Origin of the sequence: Pseudonocardia sp. ICBG1142 (assembly GCF_020496255.1) — a bacterium.
Classification (GTDB): Bacteria; Actinomycetota; Actinomycetes; order Mycobacteriales; family Pseudonocardiaceae; genus Pseudonocardia.
On record NZ_JAHLJC010000005.1, the window covers coordinates 278,142 to 304,875 of the forward strand.

Below are 26,734 nucleotides of genomic sequence, written 5' to 3' on the forward strand. Positions count from 1 at the left end.
GTGACCCCGACCGGGGCCGACACCGGTTCCGCCTCCGGTCTCGCCCGCAGCGCCACCCGCGGGACCCTGTGGCTCGGCCTGGTCAACCTGCTGGCCAAGGGCAGCCAGATCGTCCTGACGGTCGTGCTTGCCGCGTTCCTCACCGAGTCCGAGCTCGGCCTGGTCACCGTCGCCGTGGCGCTGATCGGCGTCGGGCAGGTCGTGCAGTCGATGGGCGTCTTCGACATCGTCGCCCGCACCGACCGCGACCCCGGCACGATGGCCGGCGTCCTCATGACGATCTCGGTCGGCATCGGGGTGCTGCTGGCGCTGGCCGGGCTGCTCGGCGCCGCCCCGATCGCGGCGGCGATGGGCGCGCCGCACGCCGAACCGCTCGTGCGGATCGCGGCGCTGTCGCTGCCGTTCACCGCGGCCGGCGGCGTGCAGATGGGGCTCATGCACCGGAGCCTGCAGTTCCGCCGCCGGATGGTCCCCGACGTCGGGTCCGCGCTGGTCTCCTCGGTGCTCGCGGTCTCGCTCGCGGCGGGCGGGTTCGGCGCGCTGTCGCTGCCGGTCGGTCTGCTCGCCGGTGCGGTCGCGCTGCCGCTGCTCGGGATCGCCGCCGGGGTGCGGATCCGCCCCGGCTGGGACACTGCGGCCGCCACCGAGGCGCTGCGCTGGACCCGGGTCGTCGGCCCGGGCGCGGTCGTCGCGGTGCTGCTGGTGAACGTCGACTACCTCGCCGTGTCCCGCACGCTCGGCCCGCACGCGGTCGGCGTGTACTCGCTGGGCTTCCGGATCGCCTGGGCGCCGTACGTGATGGTGTCGCTGGTGCTGGGTGCGGTGTCGTTCCCGGTGTACGCCCGGCTGCGCCGTGAGCGCCGGGACCTGCGGCCCGCGGTCACCCGGTTCGTCCGGGCGCTGCTCGTGCTCGCCGGGGTGCCCTACGTGGCCTTCGCCCTGCTCGCCGAACGGATCGTCGTGCTCGACGGCCGCTGGGCCCCGGCGGCCCCGGTGCTCGTCGTGCTCTGCGGGTACGGCATCGGTTTCGGCCTGCAGTACATGCTGCAGGAGGTCGTGCGGGCCGTGGACCGGCCGGGTGCCTACCTGCTGCTGCAGCTCGCGCACCTGGCGCTGCTGGTCGCCGGGCTGGCGCTGCTGGTCCCCCACGGCGTCGTCGCGACGGCCTGGGCGCAGCTCGTCGCGGTGTGGCTGGTGGTCCCGCCCGCGCTGCTCGTGCTGTACCGGGCCGGTGGCCTCCCCCGGCCGTGGCCCGTGCTGCGGACCGTGGGCGGGCTGGCCGCGGCGCTCGCCGCGGGCGAGCTCGCCGACCTCGCCGTCCGCGCCGCGGGGGCCGACGACCCGGCCTCGGTGCCCGCGTTGCTGGCGGCCGGCACCGTCGTCGTCGTGACGGTGGCCGCCGTCGCCGCGCTGACCAACCTCGACCTGCTGCGCGACCTGCGCGGTGGACTTCGCGACGCCCCGGACGACGGGGCCCGCCCGACCGACCCGGAGGTGGGGACATGCTCGCACCCGCAGAGCGGCTGAGCGCGTTCGTCGAGTGGCCCGACGAGCCGCTCCACGTCGGCGGCACCCCGGTGTACGTCGACTTCGCCACCAGCGTCCTCGACCGGGACCGGCTGCTCGCCGGCGGCGCCGCCAGCGAGATCGACCGGGGGCACGGCGCGCTCGCCGCGCTGCGCCGGAACCTGCGCCGGATCACCAACCCCGACAGCGGCACCCGTCGCAACCTCGACGTGTTCCTCGACCGGCTCCGCGCCCGGCACCCCCGCCCGACGGTGCTCGTCGTCGGGGGCGGGGAGATCGGCAATGGCGCGGACCGGCTCTACTCCGACGCGGGCGTCGAGGTCCTCGCCTTCGACATCTACGCGAGCCCGCACGTGCAGTTCGTCGCCGACGGGCACCGCATCCCGTTCGCCGCCGGAGTCGTGCACGGCGTGGTGGTGCAGGCCGTGCTGGAGCACGTGCTCGATCCGGCGACGGTCGTCGCCGAGATCCACCGCGTGCTCGTCCCTGGCGGTCTCGTCTACGCCGAGACGCCGTTCCTGCAGCAGGTCCACGAGGGCCCCTACGACTTCACCCGGTTCACCGAGTCCGGCCACCGCTGGCTGTTCCGTGACTTCGACCGCGTCGGGTCCGGGGTGGTCGGCGGGCCCGGCGTGCAGCTGATCTGGACGATCGGCGCCGTCGTGACCGGCCTGACCCGCTCCCGCGCCGCCGGGCGGGCGGTGCGGCTGGCCCTGTTCTGGCTGCGCCTGCTGGACCGGGTCATCCCGGAGCCCTTCCAGTCCGACGGCGCCAGCGGCGTGTGGTTCCTGGGGGCGCGCTCGGACACCCCGCTGCCCGCGTCGGCGATGCCCGGCGAGTACCGGGGCGCCCAGTGAGCCCCGCGGGGCCGCCGCGGGTCGCGTTCGTCCTCACCCAGGACCGGGGCGGCCCGGTCGAGGTGTGCCTGACGCTGGCCCGGGAGCTCCACCGCACCGGTGCCGCCACGGTCCGGGTGTTCGGCCCGCTGCCCGCCCGGGGCTCCGGCGTGCCGGCCGAGGTGTTCACCGAGTCCGGGGTGGGGGACAAGACCGACGTCGCCGCGGCCCGTGCGCTGCTCGCCCGGATCGACGACTGGGGTCCGGACCTGGTGCACGCCCACGACCGCCGCGCCGGCCTCGTCCTCGCGACGACGGCGTGGCGCCGCCGCCGCCCGTGGCTGCTGCAGACCTACCACGGGGTCCCCGAGGACGTCGGCGAGGCGTGGTTCCGCGGCACCGCCGCAGCGCCCGCCCCGTCGCGCTACACCCGCGCGACACTCGCCGCGGACGCCGTCGTCGGGCGGGTGCTGGACCGCACCGTGGTCTGCGCCGAACCGATGCGCCAGTTCCTGTCCGGGCGGCTGCGGGTGCCCGCGCGCCGCCTCGTGCACATCGACAACGGCCTGGACCTCGGCCCGCCCCATCCGCCCGCCGGGCCGGTGCGTCACCTCCTCACGGCCGGGCTCCTGCTGCCCCGCAAGGGGATCACCGACCTGATCGACGCGATGGAGCGGCCAGGGGTGTTCCCCGCCGACGCGACGCTGACCGTCGTCGGCGACGGCCCCGAGCGCGCCGCGATCGAGGCCCGCGCGGCCGCCTCGGGCGGCCGGATCCGGCTCCTCGGGTTCCGCACCGACGTGCCGGAGCTGATGCGTGCCGCGGACGCCGTCGTCGTGCCGTCGCGGATGGAGCAGCAGCCGCTGGTCGTGATCGAGGCGATGGCCGCGGGCAAGCCGGTGCTCGCCACCGACACCGGCGACACCACGACGATGCTCGCCGCCCCCGGCGCCGCCCGCTTCACCGCCGCCCCGGGCGACCCGGAGTCACTGGCGACGGCGTTGCGCGCGCTGTTCGCCGACCCCGACCCGGGCCTGACCGGGAAGCTGCTCGCCGCCCGGGCCGCCGAGCGGTACTCGGCGGCGGCGTCGGCCCGGTCGCACCTGGCGCTCTACCGCTCGCTGCTCGGCTGACCGGGGTGGGCGGGTCAGCGTCGCACCAGGATCGTCGCGTCAGCGGATCCGATGCTCACCGTGTCCCCGATCCGGCCCCCGTCGACGGTCCGCAGCCCGCCCGGGGCCGCCACCTCGGCGTCGTCGGGGGTGGGGTTGAGCGCCACCCAGCCGCCGGCGAAACCGCGGGTCCACACACCGGTGCGTCCGTCGCGGACCGCGGGTCCGGTCGCCGCGCCCAGGTCGAGCGACCGGTAGCCGGACCACTCGGGCAGGGAGTAGTCCCGGGTGGTCGACGGCGTCCAGCAGGAGCGCGACGGCCCGCCGAGCAGCGCGGCCCCGGCGAACCCGGCCCGCTCGGCCGCGCCGGGCCGCGCCTCGGGCCGCCCGGCGGTCGCGGTGACCAGCAGCGTCAGGTCCTGCGGCGGGGCGGCGAGCATCTCCGCCCACTGGTGGCCCTGCCAGGTGGTGAGGGCGCCGTCCTCGCCGTACTGGGCGAAGTTCTCCTCCATCGCCCCGCCGAAGCGCGCGTGCCGGGTCCAGCGGCCGGGGAACAGCCGCGCCTCGGACAGGTTCGGCACGAGCACCTTGCCCCGCTCGCCGAGCGCGGTCCCGGCGCGGGTCACCAGCGCGTCGAGGCCGTCGCGCAGCAGAGTGTCGGTGCCGTTGCGGTCGGGGGTCCCGGCGACCACAGCGTCGGAGTAGAAGCGCAGCGAGGACATGTCGTTGTCGGCGAACACCCCGTCCCAGTCGTCGCGGACGGTCTCGGCGACGATGCGCTCGGTCCAGGCCCGCTGGTAGGCCTCGTCCCACACCGCCATCTGCCAGTGCTGCGGGTAGGGCGCCCACTCGATGCGCCGGCCCGCGGTGTCGGTGGCGAACCAGGCCGGGTCGGCGGTGGCGCCGTCGACGCCGGTCGGCAGGAGCCCGCCGTGCAGCCCGACCTCGGCGTAGCCGCGGGTCGAGGACAGGTCCTTGTAGACGAGCAGGACGATCCCCGGATCCTGGGCGCGCAGCCGTCGCGCGACGTCGGTGTCCCAGGCGTTGAGGACGACGACGCCGTAGCGCCCGGCCGCGTAGCGGACCTGCTCGTCGGTCGGGGTGCCACCGGTGGCGAGCCACAGCCCGCACACCGCGGGGGCGCTCGTGGGCTCGGTCCCCGACGGTGCCGGGGGAGCGGCCGCGGCGGCACAGCCGGCGAGCACCGTCACGACCAGCACGAGCGTGACGAGGACGCGGCGGTGACACACACCTCCGATCATGCCAAGATCCCGGACCCGGGGCGTGGGGGACGGAAGGGACCGTGATGACGGAACAGGCGGTCGTGACGGGCGCGTCGAGCGGGATCGGCGCCGCGTTCGCCCGGGAGCTGGGCCGCCGCGGGGTCCCGGTACTGCTGGTGGGGCGCGACGCGGAGCGGCTCGGCGACGTCGCCGCCGGGGTGCCGCGGTCCCGGACACTCGTCGCCGACCTGGGGACCGACGCCGGTCTGGTCGCCACCGAGCAGGCGATCGCCGAGGCCCCGGTCGGGCTGCTGGTGAACAACGCCGGGACGGCCGGGCCGGGCACGCTGTCCGAGCACACCGACCACGACATCGACGCCCAGGTCGCGCTGAACCTCACCGCCGTGGCGCGGCTGTCGCGGGCCGCGCTGCCCTCGATGCTGCGCCGCGGCCGGGGCGGGATCGTCATGGTGTCCAGTTCGGCGGCGGTGCACCCCACGGCGGGCACCCCCGTCTACTCGGCGACGAAGGCGGCGGTCGAGGCGCTCGCCGGCGCGCTGCGCCACGAGGCGGCGCCACACGGGGTGCGGGTGACCGTGGTGCGCCCGGGGTTCACCCGGACCCCGTTCCACGAGCGGCACGGCGAGGACGTGTCCTGGGTCCCGGCGTGGCGGTGGGCAACCCCAGAACAGGTGGCGTCGGCCGCGCTGGACGCGCAGCGGCGGGACACCGCGGTGGTGGAGGTGCCCGACACCCGGCTGCGGGACGCCGCGGGTCGCGTCCTGGGCCCGGTGGTGCGGATGCTCGGCCGTCGCGATCGTCACTGACGGTCATCGTTCGGTTGCGCAACGCGCGAGTTCGTGCTGTTCGGCGCCGCACGGGCCGTCGTCGCCGCGACACCCCGTAACGTTGATCAGTGGTGACGCGACCTCGCCCGCGGTGCGGCCGACCGGGCCGCCGGCGGTGGAGGAACCACTGATGGACGTCGAGACGACCGCGATCGAGGGCGTGCTGCTCTTCCGGCCGCGCCCCTTCCGCGACGACCGGGGCTTCTTCTCCCGCACCTACGACGACGCCGTGGCGCGACAGTGGGGCATCACCCGCGCCGACTACGTCCAGGACAGCCAGTCCCGCTCCGGGCACGGCGTGCTCCGCGGGCTGCACGGCCGCAACCACGGGGGCGAGGGCAAGATCATCCGGGTGGCGCACGGCGCGGCGCACCTGGTCGTCGTCGACGGACGACTGGAGTCGCCGACGCTGGGCCGTCACGTCGCCGTCCGGCTCGACGACCGCGACCTGGTCTCGATCCGGGTGCCGCGCCGGATGCTCGTCGGGTTCCAGGTGGTCGGCGAGGTCGCCGACGTCTGCTACGCCATCGACCGCGTGCACGACCCGATCCAGGCCGTCTCGGTGCACTGGGCCGACCCCGACCTCGGCGTCGACTGGCCGATGCCGCCGTCGGCCACCAGCGAACGGGACCGTGTCGCGCCGTCCTGGGCGGACTACCTGCGCACCCTCGACGGCGCTCCGGTCGAGGTCCCCAGCACGCGCGAGGAGGGCCGCCGGTGACGGCCTGCCGGTTCTGCGCGGGGACCGACGGGCAGGTCGTGCTCGACCTCGGTGTCCAGCCGGACTGCGCGACCTTCCCGCCCGCCGCCGACCCCGGTCCGGACGCGACGTTCCCGTTGCGCATGTGGCTGTGCGACGCCTGCGGGCTGGCCCAGCTCGCCGAGGACCCGGGCGGGGTGGAGGAGGTCGTCGGCCTGGAGCCCGCGGCACTGGTCGAGCAGGGCCGGGCCGCCGTCGCCGCCCTCGCCGCGGCCGGCGTCGTCGGACCGGGGGTCTCCTTCGTCGAGTACGGCAGCCCGCACGGCGGTTCCTGGGTGGCCGACCTCGCTGCGACCGGCGCGACACCGGTGGCACCGGACGAACCGGCCGACGTCGTCGTCGACAACCTCGGTCTCATGCACGACGCCGACCAGGCCGCCGCCGTACGTGAGCGGGCCGCCCGGCTGCGGCCGGGCGGGACGCTGGTGATCGGGTTCCACACGCTGCGCACGATCGTCGAGGGCGCGCAGTGGAACGCCCTGCGCCACGGCCACTTCGCCTACTACTCGACCCCGGCGCTGGTCGGGATGCTGGAGGCCGTCGGCCTCGCCGCGGTCCGGGCCTGGTGGTTCCCGCTCTACGGCGGCACCGTGCTGCTCGTCGCGCGGGCGGGCGGCGAGCAGCAGGAGTCGGTGCGGGCGATGGTCGCGGCCGAGGCCGCCGCCGGCGTGCGCGACGCGGCGACGGTCGCGTCACTGCAGCGGGCCACGGACCGGACGACGACGGGTGTGCGGGAGTTCCTGGAGGCCGAGCGCGCCGCCGGTCGCCCGGTGTGGGGCTACAGCGCGGCGTCGCGGGCGGTGGCGCTGCTGTCGCGGGCCGGGATCGGCCCGGACCTGCTGCCCGCGATCGCCGACGGCTCGGTCGCCAAGCAGGGCAGGCGCACCCCGGGGACGGCGATCCCGATCGTCGCCCCGGACGCGCTCGTCGCGGCGGCGCCGCGGTCGGTGCTGCTGTTCGTCGACGATCTGCTCCCGGAGATGCGCCGCGCACTGCCGCAGGTGGAGGCGGCCGGCGGCCGGTGGCTGCTCCCCGACGCGGTGCCGGTCCGGGCGTGACCCGGCCGGACCGGCACCGGGAGGCGTTCGTGCCCCGCCTCCCGGCGGACCGTCCGGGGACGCGCAGGGATCAGCGGCGGCGCAGCAGGGCCGAGGTGAGGCGGGCGGCGCGACCGAACGAGCGGCCCTCGGCGGAGCCGGTGCTGGCGTGGAAGGCGTGGCAGGAGGTGCCGCAGACACCGCAGTCGGTGCCGGCGCGGTAGTGGTCGTGGGCGTCGCGCTCGTGACCGCAGCGGCACAGGTCGACCGCGACTGGGGCGGCCCCGACGGGCGGCAGGGCGGTGTTCTCCGCAGCGGCCCGCGGAGCCGGGATCGCGGCGGCGGGGACGGTGCCGACGGGGACGGTGGTGGCGGGGGTCTCGGGCGTGACGTTCATGGTTCCTCCTCGGTGCACGAGGGCCGTGCGGCCGTGCTGCCCCTGATATCGCCCCGTCCGTCGGGACCGTCAGCACCAGCGCCGTGGGTTCCCTGCATCTGATGACACAGCACGTCCCTGTGACTGCGCTGTGTGCACACTGAAGGTCTGTCGTGCACGGTCCGGTGGCGTGGCGCACCACCGGGAGTGGGACCGTGCGGTGTCGCGTAACGCCGTGCGCGTGGACGCGACGGACCGGACGACCACCCACGCCCGACCCAGGAGCCCCGATGCGCAATGCCGTCCCCCCGACCCGGCACGACGACGTGGTGCCCGGCCTGCGTGGCGGGCGTCCCCGTCGGCGCGGGCGGCGGGTGCTGGCCGTGCTGCTGGCGCTGGTGCTCGTGCTGCTGCTCGCGGTCGGCGGCGTGGTGGCCTACCTGACCTCCAGCATCGGCGGCGGCATCGCCCGCATCCCGGATGCGTTCCGCGGGATCGACGCGGGAAGCCGTCCCGCCACGTCCGGCGGCACCACGTTCCTGCTCGTCGGCACCGACTCCCGGGCCGAGGCACCCACCACCGGCACCGACGCCGCCCCGGGGGTCGACGCCGGTTCCCAGCGGTCCGACGTGATCATGCTCGGCACCCTCGCCCCCGACGGCGAGCACGCCAGCGTCGTGTCGATCCCGCGCGACTCCTGGGTCGACGTCCCCGGCCGCGGCATGAACAAGATCAACGCTGCCTACGCCTTCGGCGGTGCCCCGCTGCTCATCGAGACCGTGGAGAAGCTGACCGGGGTGCGGGTGGACCACTTCGGTGTCGTCGACTTCGCCGGGTTCACCTCGCTCGTCGACTCGGTCGGCGGCATCGACGTGACCGTCGCGCAGGCCACCAGCAACGCCGGGGTGGACTTCCGGGCGGGGGAGAACCACCTCGACGGCGCCCAGGCCCTGGCCTACGTCCGTCAGCGCCACGGCCTCCCGAACGGCGACATCGACCGCGCCGCCCGCCAGCAGAACGCGATCAAGGCGCTGCTCGCAAAGGTGCAGGAGAAGGCCACCACGGACCCGACCGCGCTCTACTCGTTCGCGACCAGTGTCGGCGACGCGGTGAGCGTGGACGACTCGCTGTCGAACACCGGGCTGGTCCGGCTGGCCCTGGAGAACCGCAACCTGCGCGGGTCGGGCGTCGCGTTCGTGACGGCGCCGGTGGCCGGACTGGGCCGGGAGGGCGAGCAGTCGGTCGTCTACCTGGACGAGCAGCGCCGTGCGGAGCTGTGGGGAGCGGTCCGCAACGGGGCGGTGGCGCAGTACGCGGACCGCAACCCGACGGAGGCGCTGAGCTCGACGCCGTCGTGACCTATATCGTTCCTCGATGTACTGTTCTTCGATGTATCGAGGAACGATGCATCTGGGGGGATGTCATGACAGTGGATTCGTGGGTGCTCAGCGCCGTCAGGCTGGTCGCGAGGCTCTACTTCGTGCTGCTGGCGGTCGGGCTGGCGGTCCTCGCCGCGGCGGCGGTCGGGAAGATCGGACAGTCGCTGGCCGGGGAGCCGACGTCGTACGTGTTCGAGCTGGGGTACGACCACCCGCCGCTGGCGGACTCCGCGCGGATGGTCGAGGGAACGCCCCTGGTGACCGACCACGACTCGCCGCGCCTCGGCTCGGTGCTCGCCGAGCTGCCGCAGCTCCTGCCCACTCTCTACGGGGCGGTGGTCATCGGCCTCGCGCTGCGGGCACTGGACCTGGCGCGGGAGCGGGGCCTGTTCTGCGACGGCCTGCCGCACCGGGTGGGCCTGCTGGGCTGGGCGCTGGCGGGCCAGCCGGTGTGGGCCCTGGTCGAGGCGACGACCACCGCGTACCTGCGCAGCCAGGTGCTGGCAGGTGCGACCGTCGGCAGTGAGCTGGGCCCGGCGTTCGGCGCGGCGCTCGAGTGGTCGACGGTGGCCGTCGGCGTCGGGGTCCTGTTGCTGCGCTCGATCATCGTCGAGGGCGTCGGGATGCGGCGCGAGCTCGACGGGACGGTGTAGCGGTGCCGGCGGAGGACGGGGCGGCGATCGAGATCCACCTCGACGCGCTGCTGGCACAGCGGGGGATGACGCTCACCGAGCTCGCACGCCGGGTCGGTGTCACGCACGCGAACCTGTCGGTGCTCAAGAACGGCCGGGCCCGCGCGATCCGGTTCTCGACGCTGTCGGCGATCTGTGCGGTGCTGGGCTGTCAGCCGGGAGATCTGATGAGCCACCGGGTCGGGGAGCCGTCGCTCCCCGACCCGCGGTGAAGGCCGATCAGGCCCAGATCTTCCAGGGCGCCTCACCGCGCGCCCACAGGTCGTTGAGGTACTCGTAGTCCTTGAAGGTGTCCATCGCCGACCAGAAGTCCTCGTGGCGGTGCACGTTGAGCTGTCCGTCGCGGGCCAGTCGCTGCAGCGGCTCGTGCTCGAGCCACACGCCGTCGTCGCCGGGCTCGCCGAGGTAGCTGTCGAGGAACTCGCGCCGGAAGGCGAAGAAGCCGCCGGAGACGAAGCCGGTGACCTGGGTGGGCTTCTCGTTGAACTCCACGACCCGGTCGCCCTCGACGTTCATCTCGCCGAACTTGGAGGTCGGGTGCACCCCGGTGACGGTGCCGATCTTCCCGGACTCCTCGTGCTCCTTGGCCAGGGCGGTGATGTCGACGGTACCGACGCCGTCGCCGTAGGTGAGGAAGAAGTTCTCGGTGTCGACGTACTGCGCGATCTTCCGGACGCGCGAGCCGGTCGCGGCCTCCAGCCCGGTCTCGGCGAAGGTGATCTCCCAGTCCTCGTCGACGCTGTTGTGGAAGTCGATGCGGTGCCGGTCCGACATGGACAGGGTGAAGTCCGCGGAGCGGGCCCGGTAGTCGAGGAAGTACTCCTTGATCGCCCAGCTCTTGTAGCCCAGGCACAGGACGAACCGGCGGAAGCCGTGCTCCCGGTAGGTCTTCATGATGTGCCAGACGATCGGCCGTCCGCCGATCTCGACCATCGCCTTCGGCAGGCTCTCGGAGGCCTCCCGGATGCGGGTGCCCTTGCCTCCGCAGAGGATGACGACGGGAGTCTCGGGATCCATGGGCTGAGTATCCGTTCCTTCGTGGGGAGCGTGGTGGGCGGCGGCGCCTGTCGTACAGGGGAACCGAACACCACTACCGCACTGTTAGCGCCGTGTGTCTGTTCGCCGGCTCACACCGTGCGGGAACGGACACGTATCGTCACTCTAGTGTTACGCAGCGCGATGGTGCGTTGCTGCGACCTGGGGCGCCGCAGCGACGCCGCCTCGGCCCGGTGCTTCCGGTTCGGAAACATATCCGGCCGGCGCAGGTCGGTGGACGGTCGACCGCGGTGACCCGACCCCGGTCATGCACCTCATGATCTCCGCCGTCGTGGAGGAGGTGGGGGAACGGGGTCAGTAGGCGCCCCCGGCGCGGGCGACCGCACCGGCGGTGCGGGCCAGCATCCCGAACTCGGTGCCGTGCTTGCCGACGCGGGACTGGCGGAAGAGCACCGGGCCGCCGTCGAGCTTCACCGCGATCGCGACGGCCAGCATGACCGGGGCGAGCAGAAGGATGCAGCAGCGCGGCGACGGCGTTGAGGACCGTGTAGGCGCGGCCGGCGGTGCGGTCACACTCAGCGGTCGATCATGGGTGGATCGAGGACGCGCATGTGGCACCGGGCTACCAACGCGGGTAGCGGACGGTCGACGCTGACGAACCGTTCTCGCGTTCGACGCTGCAGGCGGGCCTGGTGACGTCGAGCGCCCGGCGGGTGCGGCCGTTCGGTGCGTCGTCGGACTCCAGTCCGGACAGCCGCAGGTCGTCCGCCCGGTCGAACCGGCTGCGAGAGTGGAGCCGCACGTGGTGCTGTGTTGCCAGCAGCGTCGGGGAGCGACGAACGGCGACGCGGCGTAGCCGGTGTCCTGATCCCTCGGCTGCGATCGCGGGATCAGCGCGGTCGCGGTGAGTGGTGAGAAGGTGCCGTGCACGACGCCGTGGGAGAGCGGCACGAGTAGCGAGCCTGATACGCCCTCTGTGAGACCGAGGCCGGTTATGCCCGACCGCGGAACAATTAAAACAGGACTGCTGCTGCGATCACAGCCCATCGTCCGGCCGGTGCGTATGTCAGTATGGCTGCTGGCACAGACGTCAATAGTATGATCGATTGTGTGCTTGAGCGCCACCTCAGACTTTGCTTGATCAACACAGTCAGTGCGGAGCAGAATTCGTGATGCGTCGAGCCTGGTAGATCCTGTCGTCCGAAGGAGCGAGATGCTGCACCTATCCGCTAGGAGAGAAGCTTGAGAGTCATGTTCGACTGCTACTGGTGGTTCGAGGGCCCGCCGTCGAACAGGCATGTTCTTCGCGATATTGTGACCATGTGGAGCGCTGAGTATCCCCAGGACGAGTTGGCCGGGCTGTTCTACGAGAACAACCGCAAAGAGCTGGCCAAGGGTAGTGACTTTCCAGGTGCCTGTTACCGGACCCGGCTGCACCCCCAGGGCCCCGGCAAAGTCGCTAGATGATCTTGTAGGTGGTCAGTGGTCGATGGGGGTCGCGGGCGTGGTGGCGGAGTGCTGCGGCGATGTTGCTGACGCCGTGCAGGCGTAGCGCGGTGATCGCGAGGTTCCGCAACGCCGACATGACCTGCGGGGCGTGACCGGTGTGGGCGGTGGCGCGGTCTTCGTCGAAGCAGACATCACGGACCCAGTGCAGGCGATTCTCGATCGACCAGTGCCCACGGATCCAGCGGGCGAGCAGTCCTGGATCGGCGTCGGTGCTGGTCAGGCTGGTGATCGCGTAGGCGGTCTCGGTTCTCCACTTCCCGCCAGGCCGCAGTGGGCGACGCCGGCGCACCAGCTTGATCGCCTGGGATGCGTGGGGGAAGAACTCTGCGCCCAGGTCGGGACAGGGGTGCAGGCTGACCACGCTGATCGTGCGGGTCTCGACGCGGCCGTGCCCACGCCCGCGTTGACGATCAGCGACGCCGATCTGGGTCCAGGGCAGCGCCCGTACCCGTGCCAGCAGCGTGGGCTGGTTCGCTTTGATCGTCATCAGGTAGTGCCCGCCGCGGCGGTGTAGGTAGTCGGCGTGGGCTCGCTGGGTGTGCAGAGCGTCCGCGGTGACCAGTACATCGTCGAGGTCGAGGGGGTCGAGCAGCGCGGTGAACGCGGTGATCTCGCTGCCCTTCTCTGCGACCTGAACCTGGCCGAGCACGCCACCGCTGGTCTGGTCGAGCACCGACACCAGATGCGGGAGCCAGACCCTGCCGTCGGCGGCACGGACGCGGGCGCCGCGCAGGGTCTTGCCGTCCAAGGCCAGCACGCGACGCTGTTCTCGCCGGGGTGTGCCCTCCGCCGCCGGCTGGGCGCTGAGCTGGGGCAACACCCAGGACTGCAACGCCGCCTCCAGCGCCGAGGCGTCGACCCGTTGCAGGACCCGGCGGATGGTCGACTCGTGCGGAGCGACCGCGCCCACCCCGAGCACGTCCAGCACGGCGCGGCCGACGTCATGGGCGTACTCGGCGATCGCGGTGAACGACCGGGCCCCCGCCAACACCGCGCACGCCCCCAGTAGCAACACCGCGAGGACACCGTGGCGGACACCGCGTGGTTTCCGCGGGTCCGGCACTCGCGACAGGGCCTCCACCAGCGACAACCCCGCCGCCTCACCGACCGGCGCGGCTCTCCCCGCGTCAGGACCGACCTCCAGGCCTTCCAGAGCAGCAACGATCGGAGACACTGACACTGCGGACACAGGCTTCCTGACGTGAGCAAGGATTCGACACCCTCATGATCACGCCAAGCCTGTGTCCGCACCCACCCCCACCCCCCACATCACCGCAGCTCAGGACCCACCCATCACGACTTTGCCGGGGCCCTGGCTGCACCCCCACGGCGTGGGTGTGGCGTTGGGTAGTCGGGCGGCTTTGAGAGACTTTCAACCGTGCGTGTACATCGGTCAGAATTTCACTCCGATCTTGAAGAGTTCCGCCGTAAAGCTGACGTACGTACACGACTTGATGTTCCTCGAGCACCCGGAGTGGTTCTCCCTCGTCGAGCGTACATACTTTCGCGGGATGAATCTGACCGCTCGATTCGCCGACTCGATCGTTACCTCGTCTGAATCTGAGGCCAAGCGGATTGCAAGGCATGTCTCCCGGCCTGTAGATGCGGTCGGTCTCGGCCTCAGTAGTGAACTGACCGAGATCACGCCAACGAAATCTGTCGCGACGCGGCTTGGCCTGGTCGCCGATAGCTTCATTCTTGCTGTTGGACGCCTCAATAAGAGAAAGAACCTTGGACGGGCGATCGACGCAGCTCGAGCGAGCGGGCTTGAGGCTTATTCAGGCTCCGTCAGGTAAGTGTGTAGAAGATGAGTCCGATGACTGCCGAGATTGTCGTTTTAAATGTGGCGTAGGGCCGCCGGTAGTCTGTGTGGAGAACTTTCCACGTTTTGATATGGGCGATGACTCGTTCGATGGTGGCGCGTGTGTGGTTGAGGCTCTTGTTGAATGTTTTTTGCCAGTCGAGAAGTTCCCGGCCGGGTGGTTTTTTGAACGGGGTGAGCATGCCGCGCCCGATGTATCCTTTATCGCCGATCGGGGGGTATGTGGCGAGGTGGTCGAGGGCGCCGGATTGGTCGAGGCAATATAGGTCGTGTCGGGAGCCTGGGGTCGGGTCGGAGATCCACGACAGCTGCCCTTCCAGGGTGGCTGCGACCTGGACGACGACGCCGGTGGTGCGATGCTTGCCCGACCACAGACCCGGCACCGCGGCCCATGACCAGCAGGGCAGCAAGGTTCCATCGATGATGTACTGCCGATCGGCACGAAGCTCCTCTGCCGTCGGAACGACACTCCGCAGCGCCTGTGCCAGCAACGGTGTCACCCCCGTGATCGCTCGACTAACCGTCGACTGCGACACCCCATAGGTTTCCGCCAACTCCCACTGCACACGATTCCCGCGCAGATACGCCAACGTGATCACCACCGACCAGAACAACCCCAGAACCGGCGGCCAAGACAAACGTGCCTCCGTCGCGTCCCGCTGATCCTGCTCATACACTATAGCGACAAGATCCTGAATTTCATCACGCCGGAAACCAGTGGTATAGTACATACTGCGGCAGCCCGTTCATCTCGGATTGATTCGGCAAACCAATCTTCGCGATGGACGGGCTGTCGCCCAACCCGACACGCCGGGCTAGATCGTTATTTCACGGGGCCTGAATAAGCCTCCTTGTATGCAAGGATTTTCCGCTGGTAGTGGTCGGCGAGCGTGATGGGCGTCAATCACAGTTGTCTGAATCCGCACGCGAAGGGATAGATCGGAATGAGATTCTGTTTACTGGGCATATCGGCGACTCAGAGCTGACGTGGTTGTACAAGAATACTCGAGCGCTAGTCTTCGTGTCGTTCGATGAGGGCTTCGGGATGCCTCCGGTCGAAGCGGCATTCTTCGGCACGAAGTCGGTGGTGAGCGACATTCCTGTGTTCCGTGAGACACTTCAAGATAATGCCGTGTTTGTCAATCCGAATGACGTTCAAGATATTAGTCGAGGAATGCGTCAGGTCTGCGATCAGCCTGCTATGTCGATCGAACCCTCGTGGTGGCAGAGCAAACACTCTTGGGAGGTCAGCGTTTCAAGAATCAGACACCTCGCCATGACATTAGCGCAAGGGCGGCGTTGAATCGTTCAGTATGCGTGATCCTGGACGACTCTCTCCAGTGAGGCTTTGCCAACCTGGCAGACGGGCTGGTCGAGGCCGGTCCAGCGTGGCGCGACTCCGTACGGCTGAAGCTCCCGGCTGGCAGGCTCCGCTCGTGTTGCCCACCTGCGTACGGGTGGGACTTACGCTGACCTGGCTTGCGGTGGAGTGACCGCTCGTCTCCACCCGGCTGCCGCCCAGCTCAGACGCCATGAGTCGAACAGTAGTTCGAGTATAGTGGAGTGCGTGGACGGAACCTGGCAGACCGGCGACGAGGAGCTTCTCCTCGCGGTCGCGGCCGTCCAGGAGCGGATCAACCGCGAGTCCCACGCCCTGGTGGCGCTGGTCGCGGAGGTCGCGACCCGGGGCCTGGCCGAGGCACGGGGCTTCCGCCACACCGCGGACCTGCTGCGTACGGTGCAGAACGTGTCGCTGTTGACCGCCCGCGCCCGCGTCGACGCCGCCCGGAAGCTCTCGCCGCTGTTCCTGATCACCGGCGAGCAGGTCGACGCCGAGCTCCCCGAACTGGCCGCTGCGTTCGCCGAGGGCGCGGTGACGCCCGAGCACGTCCGCGTGATCGTCCGGGTGCTGGCTGCGCTCCCGCCGCACCTCGACGAACATCGGCCTGCGCTGGAGGCCGACCTGGTCCACCACGCCCGCGGCCTGGACCCCGACGCGGTGGAGAAGCTGGGCCGGCGCGCGATCGCGATGCTCGACCCGGACGGGCCCCGTCCCCAGGAGCCCACGCCGTCGCGCAACCGGCTCACGCTGCGCCCGCAGGGTGCGGGGTTCGAGGCGCGGGGCTGGCTGGACATCGAGTCCGCGGCGCTGCTGCGTACCGCCCTGTCGCCGCTGTCCGCTCCGGCCCCTGCCGACGGGCCGGCCGGAGCGGGGCGCGACGAGCGATCGACGGCCGAGCGCATGGGCGACGGGCTGGCCGAACTGGCCCGCCGCATGCTCGCGACCGACGGATTCGGGATCGAGAACGGGCAGCCGGTCGCGCTCACCGTGACCGTGCCGCTGGAGACCCTGACCACGGCCACCGGGACGGCGCTGCTCGGGTTCGGTGCGGGCGGACTGGCCGCGCCGGTCCTCGCGCAGGACGCGCTGCGGCTGGCCTGCGACGCGAAGGTGGTGCCGGTCGTGCTCGCGGGCACGGGGGAGCCGTTGGCGGTCGGGCGCGAACACCGGCTCGCGACCCGGGCGCAGCGCCGGGCCCTGGCCCAACGCGACGGCGGGTGCGCCTTCCCCGGCTGCGAGGCCCCACCGCAGTGGTGCGTGGCCCACCACGTCGTGCACTGGGCCTCGGGCGGAGCCACCGACCTGGACAATCTGGTGCTGCTGTGCGCGCACCACCACCGCATGATCCACACGGGGGACTGGTTGGTGGTGGTCACCAGCGGATTCCCGGTGTTCCACCCGCCGCCCTGGATACCGGGCGGCCCGCGCCGCAACCTCCTGCACCGTCCCGACCTGCTCGGCGGCGACGATCATTACGCGCACGGCGACGACCCACCCGTGCCGATCGAGGATCTCGTCGGCGCCGGTGCCGGCCGCGGGCCGGTGTCGTGATCGCCCGGGCCGGTGTGCCGGGTCAGGCCACCGGCCGGACCTGCGCCGCTCCCTCGACACGACGACCGATCCTGCGGGCCAGCCGGTGCGCCGGGCGCTCCGCGACCCGGAAGAACACCTCTGCCACGACCAACGCGACCGGCACGGCGACCAGCACCGTCAGCCACACCGGCGGCCGGCCGCCGAACAACAGCACCGTCGAGATCACCACGGCGTCGTGGATCAGGTACAGGCTGAACGACCGGCTGCCCAGCCACTGCACCCACGGCCGCTCCAGGACGCGGAGCACCGGAGGTCGGCACAGCGCCGCGACCACCAGCAGCAGCGCACCCACGATCTGCAGTGCCCGGGCCCCGGACACCAGGCGTCGAACACCGACCCGGCGATCATGGCCGCCAGCAGCCCGGCCGCCGACGGGACCACCAACCACGGCCGCCGGCGGCTCGCCACACCCAGCAGCACGTACGCCGGCAGGGCCAGGGAGAACCACACCTCCCAGGTCAGCGACCACAGCGGGTTGTCCAGGAAACCGGTGCCGCCCAGCAGCACCGCGTCGCGCAGCGCGCCCGGCAGGTCCCGCCGGTCGGCACACCACGTGCGACCACGGCGGCCGAGCCCGCCGCGACCAGCAGCGCCGCCCACACCGGCAGGTACAGGCGGGGCAGCCGCTGTGCGTAGTAGGAGCCCCACCCGAACCCGTCCCGGGTCGCCGATCCGGTGAGCACGAAGCCGAAGAACAGCAGCACCGCCTCGGTGCCCGCCCACACCAGGTGCAGTGGGGTGTAGGCCAGCGACCAGGCGAGCGTTCCCGGCGCCGCGCGGCCCGTTCCGGCCGCCACCGCGGCCAGCGTCGGGTCGGTCATCAGGCAGTGGTTCACCACGACGACCAGGGAGGCGACGCCGCGCAGGCCGTCGAGGGCCGGCACACGGGACGGAGCAGCGATCACGGGAATGGCCTCGGCGGCAGCCGGTGATCGTTACCGGCGACGCGGGTCACAGGTCGTCGTCACGGCCGGGTGGTTCTGCCGCCGCGGCCCAGCGTGATCGGACGAACCGGAGAACGGTGTCGCGCATGACCACTCACCGCGCACCACTGCTGATCGGACTGCTGTCGGCCGGCCTGCTCGTCGCCGGGTGCGGCGGCGCGGCCGAGCCGGCGAACCAGGCGCCGGCGGCGCTGTCGTCCCCGCCCACGACTGCGGCGCAGCAGCCCACCGGGGAAGCCGGTCAGGTCGCCCGCTGCACCAGCCAGAGCCTCGAGGCGTCGGTCGGCACCACCCTCGGCAACGACCAGAAGGACACGACCATCGTCTGGCGCAACACCTCGGCCGCGCCCTGCACCATGACCGGCTTCGGCGGCGTCGACCTGCGCGGACCGGACGACCCGCAGTGGGGGCCGTCCTACTCGCTGCCGCGCGCGGCGGAGGAGCCGACCACGCTCGTCGTGAAGCCGGGCGGCACCGCGCACACCGTCATCACCTGGCTGCCCGGGGACAGCTGGACGCCGACCGAGATCGTCGTGACCGCGCCGGACGAGACCACGTCGACGACGCTGAGGTGGGACCAGGGTCCGGTGCTCCGCCAGGACGGTGCGACCCGCCCCGGCACCTACATCCACCCGGTGGCGCCCGGGTCGGTGTGACCGGGGCGTCGCCACCCTGCGGTTAACGAAGCCACGGTCGTGACGTACAAGAGGGGGCATGGACATCCATCCGACCCCGCTCCCCGGATCGGCTCTCATCGACCTGAGGCGACTCGTGGCCTAGCCACTCGCCCGCGCGCGGCGGAGGAGCCGACCACGCTCGTCGTGAAGCCGGGCGGCACCGCGCACACCGTCATCACCTGGCTGCCCGGGGACAGCTGGACGCCGACCGAGATCGTCGTGACCGCGCCGGACGAGACCACGTCGACGACGCTGAGGTGGGACCAGGGTCCGGTGCTCCGCCAGGACGGTGCGACCCGCCCCGGCACCTACATCCACCCGGTGGCGCCCGGGTCGGTGTGACCGGGGCGTCGCCACCCTGCGGTTAACGAAGCCACGGTCGTGACGTACAAGAGGGGGCATGGACATCCATCCGACCCCGCTCCCCGGATCGGCTCTCATCGACCTGAGGCGACTCGAGGACGACCGTGGCTTCTTCGCGCGTTCCTTCTGCGAGCAGGAGTTCACCGACGCCGGGCTCGACCCGACGATCACCCAGTGCAACCTCTCGTACAACCACGAGGCGGGCACCCTGCGCGGCTTCCACTACCAGCTGGAGCCCAACGCCGAGGTCAAGGTCATCCGCTGCGTCCGCGGCGCGATCTACGACGTGATCGTGGACCTGCGCCCCGATTCCGACACCTATCTGCAGTGGTTCGGCGCCGAGCTGTCCCAGGACAACTACCGGGCGATGTACGTGCCGCGGAACTTCGCGCACGCCTACCTCACCCTCACCCCGGACGCGACGACGATCTACCAGGTCTCGACGCCCTACACCCCCGGTGCGGAGCGCGGCCTGCGCTGGAACGACCCGGCGCTCGACGTCGCGTGGCCGCACTCGGTCGACCACGTCTCGGACAAGGACGCGAACTGGCCCCTGCTGGCCGACAACGCCGACTTCCCGTCGGTCGCCACCGGGGCGGCGGGCCGCTGATGCTGATCCTCGACACCGCGCTCGCGAAGCGCGCCGCCGAGAACCGACCGATCCGGGTCGGCCTGGTCGGTGCCGGGTTCATGGGCCGCGGCCTGGTCAACCAGATCGTGAACTCCACCCCCGGGATGGACGTCGTCGCGATCGCCAACCGCACCGTCGCAACCGGGGTGCGTGCCTACACCGAGGCCGGGCTGGAGCCGGTCGAGGTGTCGAGCACCGCGCAGGTCGAGGCGATGATCGCGAAGGGCGTCCCGGCGGTGCTGGGGGACGCGTTCGCGCTGCTCGCGGCGGAGAACATCGACGTGCTCGTCGACGTCACCGGCGCGGTGGAGTTCGGCGCGCGGGTCACCGTCGCCGCGATCGAGCGCGGGCTGCCCGTCGTCACGATGAACGCCGAGCTCGACGGCACCGTCGGCCCGCTGCTCGCGCACCGCGCCCGCGCTGCCGGGGTCGTCCTCACCGGCGCCGACGGCGACCAGCCCGGCGTCCAGGCCAACCTGCTGCGCTTCGTGAAGGGCATCGGGGTCACCCCGCTCGTCGCCGGCAACATCAAGGGCCTGCAGGACGAGTACCGCACCCCCACCACGCAGCAGGCGTTCGCCGAGAAGTGGGGACAGGACCCCTACATGGTCACCAGCTTCGCCGACGGCACCAAGGTGTCGTTCGAGCAGGCGATCGTGGCCAACGCGTTCGGCTTCACCGTCGGGAAGCGCGGGATGTACGGGCGCGACCACGCCGGGCACGTCGACGAGCTGACGCAGGCCTACGACGTCGACGAGCTGCGCGAGCTCGGCGGGGTCGTGGACTACGTGGTCGGCGCCAAGCCGGGCCCCGGCATCTACGTGCTCGGCACCCACGACGACCCGAAGCAGCGCCACTACCTGAACCTGTACAAGCTCGGCGAGGGCCCGCTGTACAGCTTCTACACGCCCTACCACCTGTGCCACTTCGAGGTCCCGAACACGATCGTGCGGGCCGTGGACTTCGCCGACGCCGCGCTGAGCCCGCCCGCCGGGCAGCGGGTCGACGTCGTCGCCACCGCCAAGCAGGACCTGCGGGCCGGGCACACCCTCGACGGGCTGGGCGGCTACGACACCTACGGCGTCGCCGAGGCCTCCCCGGTCACGCGGTCGGAGCGGCTGCTCCCGATGGGTGTGGCGGAGGGGTGCACGCTCACCCGCGACGTCGCCAAGGACGCCGTGCTCACCTACGACGACGTGACCCTGCCCCCGGGCCGGCTCGTCGACGTGCTGCGCGAGGAGCAGGAGAAGCTCTTCGCCTGAGCGACTCATCAGTTTTGCGTAACGCCGGCCCGCCCGAATGCGACAGGTGATCGAACGATCATCCTGCGTGAGGAGGCGACGGGTGCCGTTGCGCCGCTTCGACCGGACGTCCTGGCCCGAGCACGGCCCGCACCGCGAGCTCCTGGACCTGCTCGACGCCGTCCACGACCGGAACGGCTGCCGGTCCGAGCGCGACATCGCGCGCAGGCTGCGGACCCCGGTGGCGCGGGTCCGCGGCATCGTCCGCGGGCGGATCCTGCCCGACGACGAGGCCGCGACCCGCGCGCTGCTCGCCGCGCTGGCCGGGGACGGGGGAGTCGACCCCGCCACGGCCGACCGGGCGGCGGCGCTGACCGCGGCCGCGCGCCGGGAGCACGACGGCGTCGCCCCGTGGCCGGCCGCCCGCCGGACGGGCGAGCCGGTGTGGCCGGACCCGGGGTCCGCCACGTCGCCGGGTCCCACGACCACGCGCCGCCGGACGAGGGTCGCCGCGGTCCTGGTCGTGCTCACCGCCGCGGTCGCCATGGCCGTCGTGCTCTCGGGGTACCTGCCGCTCTGAGCCGCCGGTTCCCGGCCACCGCTCAGTGTTGGCCGCGTCGGACCAGCTCCCGCACGGTGCGCACGACGATCTGGGCGTCGAGCCACAGAGACCAGTTCGCGATGTAGTAGTTGTCGTGCCGGACCCGGTCGGCGATCGAGGTGTCACCGCGCAGCCCGGAGATCTGGGCGAGCCCGGTGAGTCCGACCGGGACGCGGTGGCGGGCGGTGTAGCGCTCGTGCTCGGTGGCGAAGCGCTCCACGAACGACGGCCGCTCCGGACGCGGACCGACCAGGCTCATGTCGCCGCGCAGGATGTTCCAGAGCTGGGGCAGCTCGTCGAACGAGGTGCGGCGGATGAACCTGCCGACCGGGCCGACCCGGGAGTCGCTCGCGATGGACCACTGTGTCTGCTGCTCGCGCTCGTCGACCGGCCGCATGCTGCGGAACTTGAGGACGGTGAAGGGCTTGTTGCCCAGCCCGATGCGTTCCTGGCGGAAGATGACCGGCCGCCCGCTCTCGACGAGCACCGCGACCGCGACCGCCAGCAGCAGTGGCGAGGTCAGCACCAGCCCCGATGCGGACACCACGATGTCGGCGAGGCGCTTGAGCCGCCAGGAGAGCCGGTTCATGGGGTCCGCGGGCAGCCGGAGCAGCGGGATGCTGCGCAGCCGTTCGACGCCGGAGTGGTCGTGCACCAGCTCCGAGAGCCAGGGGAGGAGCAGGACGTCGAGTCCGTCGCGACGGGCCTCGATCGCCGCGTCGAGGACGGCCGCGTCGTCGACGGTGTGACAGGCGAACACGACGACGCGCACCCGGTGCTGCTCGGTGGCGGCCCGGATCCGGGCCGCCAGCGCCGCCCGCTCGCGCTCCACCAGGAGGTCGAGGTCCTCGGACAGGACGTGACCGAGCGGGCGCAGGCCGTACTCGGGGTGCGCCCGCATGGTCTCGTCGAGCTCCACCGCCCGCGACCCGGTGCCGACGATCAGCGTGGGCTCGCCGACGGCCCATCGGACCCGGAGCAGCCGGGCGGCGGACAGCGCCACGGCGCGCAGGACCAGGGCGAGCAGGGTGGCCAGCAGCACGACCCGGACCGGTCCGGCGACGTCGATGCGGGTGTCCAGCCTCTGCTGCACGGCCATCGCCCCGGCCAGCAGGAGGCCCATCGTCACGACGAGGGCGGCCAGCTCACGGGGCAGGTCGTCGAACCAGGACAGCCGCAGCCGGGAACGGTGCAGGCGGGCCGCCGAGCGCACCCCCAGCAGCAGCACGGACGCGGCGACGACTCCGTTGCCGCCGGTCGGCGCGACCACGAGTACGGCGATCCCGACGGCCACCACGTCGGTCAGCACCAGCGCTGTCCGGACCAGGCTGACCCGCGCGGACAGCCTGCGCACCGGCGCCGGCGCGGCAGAGGAGTCGGCCCGCGCCCCGGACCCGGCCCGTCCGGCGGGGCCCGCGGCCCGGACCGGCCGCCGGTCCACGAGCCGGTGGCGGGTGCGGGGCGTGGCGCTCCCGGGTCGACGGGTCTGCATCGATCCGGAGCTCATGGCCGGCCGGCCCTTCGGAAGGTGCTCTGCGACAACGAGAACCACACCGCGGACCGCGTGTTCGTGCGACGGAGCGTAGCGGAGGGTGGTGCCGGCGTTGTCACGATGAGTAACCACCAATCGCAGAGACGGGCCGAGCTGCGGGCACGGTATTAGTCCGTTCGGAGGTGTCCTTGGGAACTTGCCGTACGACCTGCACGCTCGTCACGCACGTTCCGTACGTTACATCGGCGAACGTGGGGCGTGCATCACTCCTTTGCTCTGCTTGCTCTTTCAAGGAGAACGCACAGTGTTATGAGAGAGTGTGTCGCGCCGACGTGGCCAATGCAGCCAGTTGATTACGGAAAGTAACGGATCTACGACCTGAACTGATCCGCGACGGCCATGACGTACTCGCCGTAGCCCGAGCCCGCCTGCCGTGCCCCGAGGGCGTGGCAGGCGTCGGCGTCGATGAAGCCCATCCGCAGGGCGACCTCCTCGACGCAGGCGATCCGGATGCCCTGGCGGTTCTCCAGGACGCGGACGTACTGGCCGGCCTCCATCAGCGATTCGTGGGTGCCGGTGTCGAGCCAGGCGAAGCCGCGTCCGAGGTCCTGCAGGCGGGCGCGGCCCTGTTCGAGGTAGGCGCGGTTGACGTCGGTGATCTCGAGCTCGCCGCGGGCCGACGGGGTGATGCGCGCGGCGATGTCGACGACGCGGTCGTCGTAGAAGTAGAGGCCGGTGATCGCGCGGTCCGAGCGGGGGTGCTCGGGCTTCTCCTCGATCGAGAGCAGGGTGCCGTCGGGGGCGGCCTCGCCGACGCCGTAGCGCTGCGGGTCGCGGACGGGGTAGCCGAACAGCACGCAGCCGGTGTCGCCGGAGGTGACCTCGGCGGCGCGGCGGCGCAGCAGGTCGCCGAACCCGGCGCCGTGGAAGATGTTGTCGCCGAGCACCAGCGCCGACGGCCCGCCGCGGACGTGGTCGGCGCCGATGACGAATGCCTCGGCCAGGCCGTTGGGGTGCTCCTGGGCGGCGTAGGTGATCCGTAGGCCGAGCCGGCTGCCGTCGCCGAGCAGACGCCGGAAGCCGGGCAGGTCGTGCGGGGTGGAGATGAGCAGGATGTCCCGGATCCCGGCCAGCATCAGCGTGGTCAGCGGGTGGTAGATCATCGGCTTGTCGTAGACCGGCAGCAGCTGCTTGGACACCGCCGCGGTCAGCGGGAACAGCCGGCTCCCGGTGCCGCCGGCCAGCACGATGCCCTTCACCGCGTGGCCCGGGCGAGGACCTGGTCCAGCCCGTCGCGCCAGGCGGGCATCGCGACACCGGCCCGGGTCGCGCGGGACAGGTCGAGCACCGAGTTCGCCGGGCGGGGGGCCAGGTGCGGCTTGTCCGCGGCGTACTCGCTGCTCGACACCGGGCGGACGTCGCCGGGGTCGCGGCCGCAGCGGGCGAACACCTCCCGGGCCAGCTGGTACCAGCTGACCGGCTCGCCGTCGCCGGTCGCGTGGAACGTGCCGTGCCGCCCGGACCCGGCCAGCACGAGCAGCGCCGTGGCCAGGTCGGGCGCGAACGTCGGCCGCCCCACCTGGTCGTCGACGACGGCGGGGCGGACCCCGTCGCGGGCCAGCCGCGCCATGGTCGCGACGAAGTTGCCGCCGTCGCCGACGACCCAGCTGGTGCGCACGATCACGTGCCGATCCGGCAGCGCCGCCCGCACCGCCAGCTCCCCGGCGGCCTTCGACGCGCCGTACACCCCGAGCGGGGACAGCGGGGTGTCCTCCGGCACCGGGCCGGGCGCGGTGCCGTCGAAGACGTACTCGGTGGAGACGTGGACCAGCAGGAAGCCGTGCTGCCGGGCCGCCGCGGCGAGGTGCGCGGGGCCCGCCGCGTTGGCCCGCCACGCGCCGGCCGGCTCGGTCTCGGCGCGGTCGGCGGCGGTGTAGGCGGCCGCGTTGAACACCACGTCGACGCCGGTGAAGTCGTGCGCGGCGACGGCGTCGGCGTCGCCGATGTCCAGCGCCGCACGGTCGAGTGCCACCGCATCGGGCCGGGTGGCGACCAGCGCCCGCCCGAGCTGCCCGTTCGCCCCCAGCACACACGCGCGCACTCGCCCACCTCCGGATATCGTCGCGACCGACTCTGACACGCTGGTGGGGGCGGACAGTGAGCGGGGAGGGCACGTGCGCATCGTGGTGACCGGGGGGGCCGGGTTCATCGGGTCCTGTTTCGTCCGGGAGGTGCTGGGCGGGGAGCATCCCGAGCTGGCCGGGGCCGAGGTCCGGGTGCTCGACGCGTTCACCTACGCCGGCCGGATCGAGAACCTCGCCCCCGTCGCCGACGACCCGCGGCTCACGGTCGAGCGGGGCGACATCCGTGACCCGCGCCGCGTCGCGGAGGTGCTCGACGGCGGCGCCGACCTGCTCGTGCACTTCGCCGCCGAGACCCACGTCGACCGCTCCATCACCGGTGCGGCGGACTTCGTGACGACCAACGTCCTCGGCACCCAGGTGCTGCTGCAGGCGGCACTGGATGCGGGCGTCGGCCGGTTCCTGCACGTCTCCACCGACGAGGTGTACGGCTCGATCGAGTCGGGCTCCTGGCCCGAGACCCACCCGCTGGAGCCGAACTCGCCCTACAGCGCCGCGAAGGCGGGCAGCGACCTGCTGGCACGCAGCTACCACCGCACGCACGGCCTCGACGTGGTGATCACCCGCTGCTCGAACAACTACGGGCCGTACCAGTTCCCGGAGAAGGTGATCCCGCTGTTCACCACACGGCTGCTCGACGGCGGCACCGTGCCGCTCTACGGCGACGGCCTCAACATCCGCGACTGGCTGCACGTCTCCGACCACTGTCGCGGCATCGCCCTGGCCGCCACGGCGGGCCGCGCCGGAGAGGTCTACAACATCGGCGGCGGGACCGAGCTGACCAACCTGGACCTGACCCGTGCGCTGCTCGCGGCCGTCGGTGTGGGGGAGGACCGCATCGAACGGGTGGCCGACCGCAAGGGACACGACCGCCGGTACGCGGTGGACTGGTCGAAGATCCGCGACGAGCTCGGCTACGCCCCTCGGGTGCCCTTCGACGAGGGCCTGGCCGCGACGGTGGCCTGGTACCGCGACCACCGGAGCTGGTGGGCATGAAGGCCACACCGCTGTCGATCGACGGGGCCTGGCTGTTCGAGGCGACCACGTTCGCCGACCACCGCGGCTCGTTCACCGCGCCCTTCCAGGGCCCGGCGTTCCGCGACGCGCTCGGGTTCGACCTGACCGTCGCCCAGACCAACCAGTCGGTGTCGACGCGCGGGGTCGTCCGCGGCGTGCACTATGCCGACGTGCCGCCCGGCCAGGCCAAGTACCTCTACGTGGCCGCCGGTGCCGTCCGCGACGTCGTCGTGGACCTGCGCGTCGGGTCGCCGACGTTCGGGCGGTTCGAGGCCGTCGAGCTCGACGCCGCCTCCCCGCGGACGCTCTACCTGTCCGAGGGGCTCGGGCACGCCTTCCAGGCGCTCGCCGAGACCACCGTCGTCGGGTACCTGTGCTCGACGTCGTACGCACCGGCGGCCGAGCACGGGATCAGCCCGCTGGACCCGGCGCTCGCGCTGCCCTGGCTCGAGGGGGTTGAGCCGGTGCTGTCGGAGAAGGACCGCGCCGCGCCCACCCTGGAGGAGGCACTCGCCGCGGGTGCCCTGCCCACCTGGGAGGACTGCCGCGCCCGCCTGGCGCAGCTGCGCGGGTAG

General features: G+C 72.2%; 31 protein-coding genes. 19 read left to right on the top strand and 12 right to left on the bottom strand.

Annotated elements, in window-relative coordinates; genetic code table 11:
* The 3 genes from KPL59_RS06510 to KPL59_RS36770 are packed head-to-tail and all read left to right on the top strand — an operon-like array spanning position 1 to position 3,496.
* On the top strand, positions 1–1,527 hold the full coding sequence (locus tag KPL59_RS06510; RefSeq protein WP_226360238.1) for an oligosaccharide flippase family protein: 1,527 nt from the start codon (positions 1–3) through the stop codon (positions 1,525–1,527).
* A complete protein-coding gene (locus KPL59_RS06515) occupies positions 1,503–2,384 on the top strand; it encodes a methyltransferase domain-containing protein (RefSeq protein WP_226359478.1) in 882 nt (293 codons plus the stop codon). Before KPL59_RS06510 ends, KPL59_RS06515 begins: the two co-directional genes overlap by 25 nt.
* Positions 2,381–3,496: a glycosyltransferase family 4 protein gene (locus KPL59_RS36770; protein ID WP_226359479.1), complete on the top strand. Its 1,116-nt coding sequence runs from the start codon at positions 2,381–2,383 to the stop codon at positions 3,494–3,496. Before KPL59_RS06515 ends, KPL59_RS36770 begins: the two co-directional genes overlap by 4 nt.
* A 14-nt stretch (positions 3,497–3,510) precedes the next feature.
* On the opposite strand, the gene KPL59_RS06525 is transcribed toward KPL59_RS36770, so the two are convergent.
* On the bottom strand, positions 3,511–4,737 hold the full coding sequence (locus tag KPL59_RS06525) for a putative glycoside hydrolase (RefSeq protein ID WP_226360239.1): 1,227 nt from the start codon (positions 4,735–4,737) through the stop codon (positions 3,511–3,513).
* A gap of 44 nt (positions 4,738–4,781) precedes the next feature.
* Here KPL59_RS06525 and KPL59_RS06530 point away from each other — a divergent pair, with 44 nt between their 5' ends.
* From KPL59_RS06530 to KPL59_RS06540, 3 genes are all read left to right on the top strand, one after another.
* Positions 4,782–5,525, top strand: coding sequence for an SDR family oxidoreductase (locus KPL59_RS06530; RefSeq protein ID WP_226360543.1), 744 nt, complete (start codon positions 4,782–4,784; stop codon positions 5,523–5,525).
* Between the two features lie 151 nt (positions 5,526–5,676).
* Positions 5,677–6,267: a dTDP-4-dehydrorhamnose 3,5-epimerase family protein gene (locus KPL59_RS06535; protein ID WP_226359482.1), complete on the top strand. Its 591-nt coding sequence runs from the start codon at positions 5,677–5,679 to the stop codon at positions 6,265–6,267.
* Complete coding sequence (locus tag KPL59_RS06540) at positions 6,264–7,364, top strand: methyltransferase domain-containing protein (RefSeq protein WP_226359483.1); 1,101 nt, start codon at positions 6,264–6,266, stop codon at positions 7,362–7,364. The genes KPL59_RS06535 and KPL59_RS06540 overlap by 4 nt, the downstream gene beginning before the upstream one ends.
* 70 nt (positions 7,365–7,434) lie before the next feature.
* On the opposite strand, the gene KPL59_RS06545 is transcribed toward KPL59_RS06540, so the two are convergent.
* A complete protein-coding gene (locus KPL59_RS06545; protein WP_226359484.1) occupies positions 7,435–7,740 on the bottom strand; it encodes a hypothetical protein in 306 nt (101 codons plus the stop codon).
* Positions 7,741–8,009: 269 nt separating this feature from the next.
* Between KPL59_RS06545 and KPL59_RS06550 the strand changes: the two genes are divergently transcribed.
* From KPL59_RS06550 to KPL59_RS06560, 3 genes are all read left to right on the top strand, one after another.
* The gene (locus KPL59_RS06550; protein WP_226359485.1) at positions 8,010–9,077 is read left to right on the top strand and encodes an LCP family protein; all 1,068 of its coding nucleotides are present in this window, start codon (positions 8,010–8,012) and stop codon (positions 9,075–9,077) included.
* A gap of 65 nt (positions 9,078–9,142) precedes the next feature.
* On the top strand, positions 9,143–9,751 hold the full coding sequence (locus KPL59_RS06555; protein WP_226360240.1) for a hypothetical protein: 609 nt from the start codon (positions 9,143–9,145) through the stop codon (positions 9,749–9,751).
* A 2-nt stretch (positions 9,752–9,753) separates the two neighbouring features.
* Positions 9,754–10,002 (top strand): helix-turn-helix transcriptional regulator, encoded by a 249-nt coding sequence (locus KPL59_RS06560; RefSeq protein ID WP_075310724.1) that lies wholly within the window; start codon positions 9,754–9,756, stop codon positions 10,000–10,002.
* Between the two features lie 7 nt (positions 10,003–10,009).
* On the opposite strand, the gene KPL59_RS06565 is transcribed toward KPL59_RS06560, so the two are convergent.
* From KPL59_RS06565 to KPL59_RS06580, 4 genes are all read right to left on the bottom strand, one after another.
* Positions 10,010–10,807 (bottom strand): glucose-1-phosphate cytidylyltransferase, encoded by a 798-nt coding sequence (locus tag KPL59_RS06565; protein ID WP_226359488.1) that lies wholly within the window; start codon positions 10,805–10,807, stop codon positions 10,010–10,012.
* Between the two features lie 333 nt (positions 10,808–11,140).
* Positions 11,141–11,359 carry a sugar transferase gene (locus tag KPL59_RS36775; RefSeq protein WP_308187836.1) on the bottom strand — a complete coding sequence of 73 codons (219 nt, stop codon included), beginning with the start codon at positions 11,357–11,359 and terminating at the stop codon, positions 11,141–11,143.
* Positions 11,360–11,408: 49 nt separating this feature from the next.
* Positions 11,409–11,588: a hypothetical protein gene (locus KPL59_RS06575; RefSeq protein WP_226359489.1), complete on the bottom strand. Its 180-nt coding sequence runs from the start codon at positions 11,586–11,588 to the stop codon at positions 11,409–11,411.
* Positions 11,589–12,245: 657 nt separating this feature from the next.
* A complete protein-coding gene (locus KPL59_RS06580) occupies positions 12,246–13,469 on the bottom strand; it encodes an ISAs1 family transposase (RefSeq protein WP_226351754.1) in 1,224 nt (407 codons plus the stop codon).
* Positions 13,470–13,677: 208 nt separating this feature from the next.
* On the opposite strand from KPL59_RS06580, the gene KPL59_RS06585 reads away from it, so the two are divergent.
* On the top strand, positions 13,678–14,091 hold the full coding sequence (locus KPL59_RS06585; protein ID WP_226360241.1) for a hypothetical protein: 414 nt from the start codon (positions 13,678–13,680) through the stop codon (positions 14,089–14,091).
* On the opposite strand, the gene KPL59_RS06590 is transcribed toward KPL59_RS06585, so the two are convergent.
* Positions 14,084–14,848, bottom strand: coding sequence for a transposase (locus KPL59_RS06590; protein WP_226359944.1), 765 nt, complete (start codon positions 14,846–14,848; stop codon positions 14,084–14,086). The genes KPL59_RS06585 and KPL59_RS06590 overlap by 8 nt on opposite strands.
* A 140-nt stretch (positions 14,849–14,988) precedes the next feature.
* Between KPL59_RS06590 and KPL59_RS06595 the strand changes: the two genes are divergently transcribed.
* Together KPL59_RS06595 and KPL59_RS06600 are read left to right on the top strand one after the other, a co-directional pair.
* Entirely contained in the window at positions 14,989–15,420 is a 432-nt protein-coding gene (locus tag KPL59_RS06595) for a glycosyltransferase (protein WP_255676640.1), read from the top strand.
* Positions 15,421–15,684: 264 nt separating this feature from the next.
* A complete protein-coding gene (locus KPL59_RS06600) occupies positions 15,685–17,010 on the top strand; it encodes an HNH endonuclease signature motif containing protein (RefSeq protein ID WP_226360243.1) in 1,326 nt (441 codons plus the stop codon).
* Positions 17,011–17,032: 22 nt separating this feature from the next.
* Here KPL59_RS06600 and KPL59_RS06605 read toward each other — a convergent pair whose 3' ends face one another.
* On the bottom strand, positions 17,033–17,371 hold the full coding sequence (locus KPL59_RS06605) for an acyltransferase family protein (protein ID WP_226360244.1): 339 nt from the start codon (positions 17,369–17,371) through the stop codon (positions 17,033–17,035).
* Between the two features lie 139 nt (positions 17,372–17,510).
* The gene (locus KPL59_RS06610; protein WP_226360245.1) at positions 17,511–17,957 is read right to left on the bottom strand and encodes an acyltransferase family protein; all 447 of its coding nucleotides are present in this window, start codon (positions 17,955–17,957) and stop codon (positions 17,511–17,513) included.
* Positions 17,958–18,082: 125 nt separating this feature from the next.
* Between KPL59_RS06610 and KPL59_RS06615 the strand changes: the two genes are divergently transcribed.
* The 5 genes from KPL59_RS06615 to KPL59_RS06635 all read left to right on the top strand — a co-directional run bounded on the left by KPL59_RS06615 (position 18,083) and on the right by KPL59_RS06635 (position 21,488).
* Complete coding sequence (locus KPL59_RS06615; RefSeq protein ID WP_226351985.1) at positions 18,083–18,652, top strand: DUF4232 domain-containing protein; 570 nt, start codon at positions 18,083–18,085, stop codon at positions 18,650–18,652.
* 165 nt (positions 18,653–18,817) lie between these two features.
* Positions 18,818–19,015: a hypothetical protein gene (locus KPL59_RS06620; protein WP_226360246.1), complete on the top strand. Its 198-nt coding sequence runs from the start codon at positions 18,818–18,820 to the stop codon at positions 19,013–19,015.
* Between the two features lie 58 nt (positions 19,016–19,073).
* Positions 19,074–19,646, top strand: a complete 573-nt coding sequence (gene rfbC / locus KPL59_RS06625; protein WP_020628444.1) for a dTDP-4-dehydrorhamnose 3,5-epimerase — start codon at positions 19,074–19,076, stop codon at positions 19,644–19,646.
* Positions 19,646–20,929 carry an NAD(P)H-dependent oxidoreductase gene (locus KPL59_RS06630; RefSeq protein WP_226351986.1) on the top strand — a complete coding sequence of 428 codons (1,284 nt, stop codon included), beginning with the start codon at positions 19,646–19,648 and terminating at the stop codon, positions 20,927–20,929. The genes rfbC and KPL59_RS06630 overlap by 1 nt, the downstream gene beginning before the upstream one ends.
* Before the next feature lie 82 nt (positions 20,930–21,011).
* The gene (locus tag KPL59_RS06635) at positions 21,012–21,488 is read left to right on the top strand and encodes a hypothetical protein (RefSeq protein ID WP_226360247.1); all 477 of its coding nucleotides are present in this window, start codon (positions 21,012–21,014) and stop codon (positions 21,486–21,488) included.
* A 22-nt stretch (positions 21,489–21,510) separates the two neighbouring features.
* Here the strand turns inward: KPL59_RS06635 and KPL59_RS06640 are convergent, their stop codons facing one another.
* The 3 genes from KPL59_RS06640 to rfbD form a co-directional block, all read right to left on the bottom strand.
* Positions 21,511–23,001 (bottom strand): sugar transferase, encoded by a 1,491-nt coding sequence (locus KPL59_RS06640; RefSeq protein ID WP_226360248.1) that lies wholly within the window; start codon positions 22,999–23,001, stop codon positions 21,511–21,513.
* 371 nt (positions 23,002–23,372) lie between these two features.
* Positions 23,373–24,260: a glucose-1-phosphate thymidylyltransferase RfbA gene (gene rfbA / locus KPL59_RS06645; protein ID WP_226351989.1), complete on the bottom strand. Its 888-nt coding sequence runs from the start codon at positions 24,258–24,260 to the stop codon at positions 23,373–23,375.
* Positions 24,257–25,102 (bottom strand): dTDP-4-dehydrorhamnose reductase, encoded by an 846-nt coding sequence (gene rfbD / locus KPL59_RS06650; protein WP_226360249.1) that lies wholly within the window; start codon positions 25,100–25,102, stop codon positions 24,257–24,259. The genes rfbA and rfbD overlap by 4 nt, the downstream gene beginning before the upstream one ends.
* Before the next feature lie 73 nt (positions 25,103–25,175).
* On the opposite strand from rfbD, the gene rfbB reads away from it, so the two are divergent.
* On the top strand, positions 25,176–26,138 hold the full coding sequence (gene rfbB / locus KPL59_RS06655) for a dTDP-glucose 4,6-dehydratase (RefSeq protein ID WP_075310749.1): 963 nt from the start codon (positions 25,176–25,178) through the stop codon (positions 26,136–26,138).
* Positions 26,135–26,734: a dTDP-4-dehydrorhamnose 3,5-epimerase family protein gene (locus tag KPL59_RS06660; RefSeq protein WP_226351991.1), complete on the top strand. Its 600-nt coding sequence runs from the start codon at positions 26,135–26,137 to the stop codon at positions 26,732–26,734. The genes rfbB and KPL59_RS06660 overlap by 4 nt, the downstream gene beginning before the upstream one ends.

Excerpts from the sequence above, each read along its gene's own strand:
- KPL59_RS06545 (WP_226359484.1), bottom strand. The coding sequence starts at position 7,740 with ATGAACGTCACGCCCGAGACCCCCGCCACCACCGTCCCCGTCGGCACC.
- KPL59_RS06590 (WP_226359944.1), bottom strand. The coding sequence starts at position 14,848 with ATGTACTATACCACTGGTTTCCGGCGTGATGAAATTCAGGATCTTGTC.
- KPL59_RS06640 (WP_226360248.1), bottom strand. The coding sequence starts at position 23,001 with ATGCAGACCCGTCGACCCGGGAGCGCCACGCCCCGCACCCGCCACCGG.
- KPL59_RS06555 (WP_226360240.1), top strand. The coding sequence starts at position 9,143 with ATGACAGTGGATTCGTGGGTGCTCAGCGCCGTCAGGCTGGTCGCGAGG.
- KPL59_RS06525 (WP_226360239.1), bottom strand. The coding sequence starts at position 4,737 with ATGATCGGAGGTGTGTGTCACCGCCGCGTCCTCGTCACGCTCGTGCTG.
- rfbC (WP_020628444.1), top strand. The coding sequence starts at position 19,074 with ATGGACATCCATCCGACCCCGCTCCCCGGATCGGCTCTCATCGACCTG.
- KPL59_RS06565 (WP_226359488.1), bottom strand. The coding sequence starts at position 10,807 with ATGGATCCCGAGACTCCCGTCGTCATCCTCTGCGGAGGCAAGGGCACC.
- KPL59_RS06550 (WP_226359485.1), top strand. The coding sequence starts at position 8,010 with ATGCGCAATGCCGTCCCCCCGACCCGGCACGACGACGTGGTGCCCGGC.
- KPL59_RS06530 (WP_226360543.1), top strand. The coding sequence starts at position 4,782 with ATGACGGAACAGGCGGTCGTGACGGGCGCGTCGAGCGGGATCGGCGCC.
- KPL59_RS06630 (WP_226351986.1), top strand. The coding sequence starts at position 19,646 with ATGCTGATCCTCGACACCGCGCTCGCGAAGCGCGCCGCCGAGAACCGA.
- KPL59_RS06660 (WP_226351991.1), top strand. The coding sequence starts at position 26,135 with ATGAAGGCCACACCGCTGTCGATCGACGGGGCCTGGCTGTTCGAGGCG.
- KPL59_RS06535 (WP_226359482.1), top strand. The coding sequence starts at position 5,677 with ATGGACGTCGAGACGACCGCGATCGAGGGCGTGCTGCTCTTCCGGCCG.
- KPL59_RS06615 (WP_226351985.1), top strand. The coding sequence starts at position 18,083 with ATGACCACTCACCGCGCACCACTGCTGATCGGACTGCTGTCGGCCGGC.
- KPL59_RS06515 (WP_226359478.1), top strand. The coding sequence starts at position 1,503 with ATGCTCGCACCCGCAGAGCGGCTGAGCGCGTTCGTCGAGTGGCCCGAC.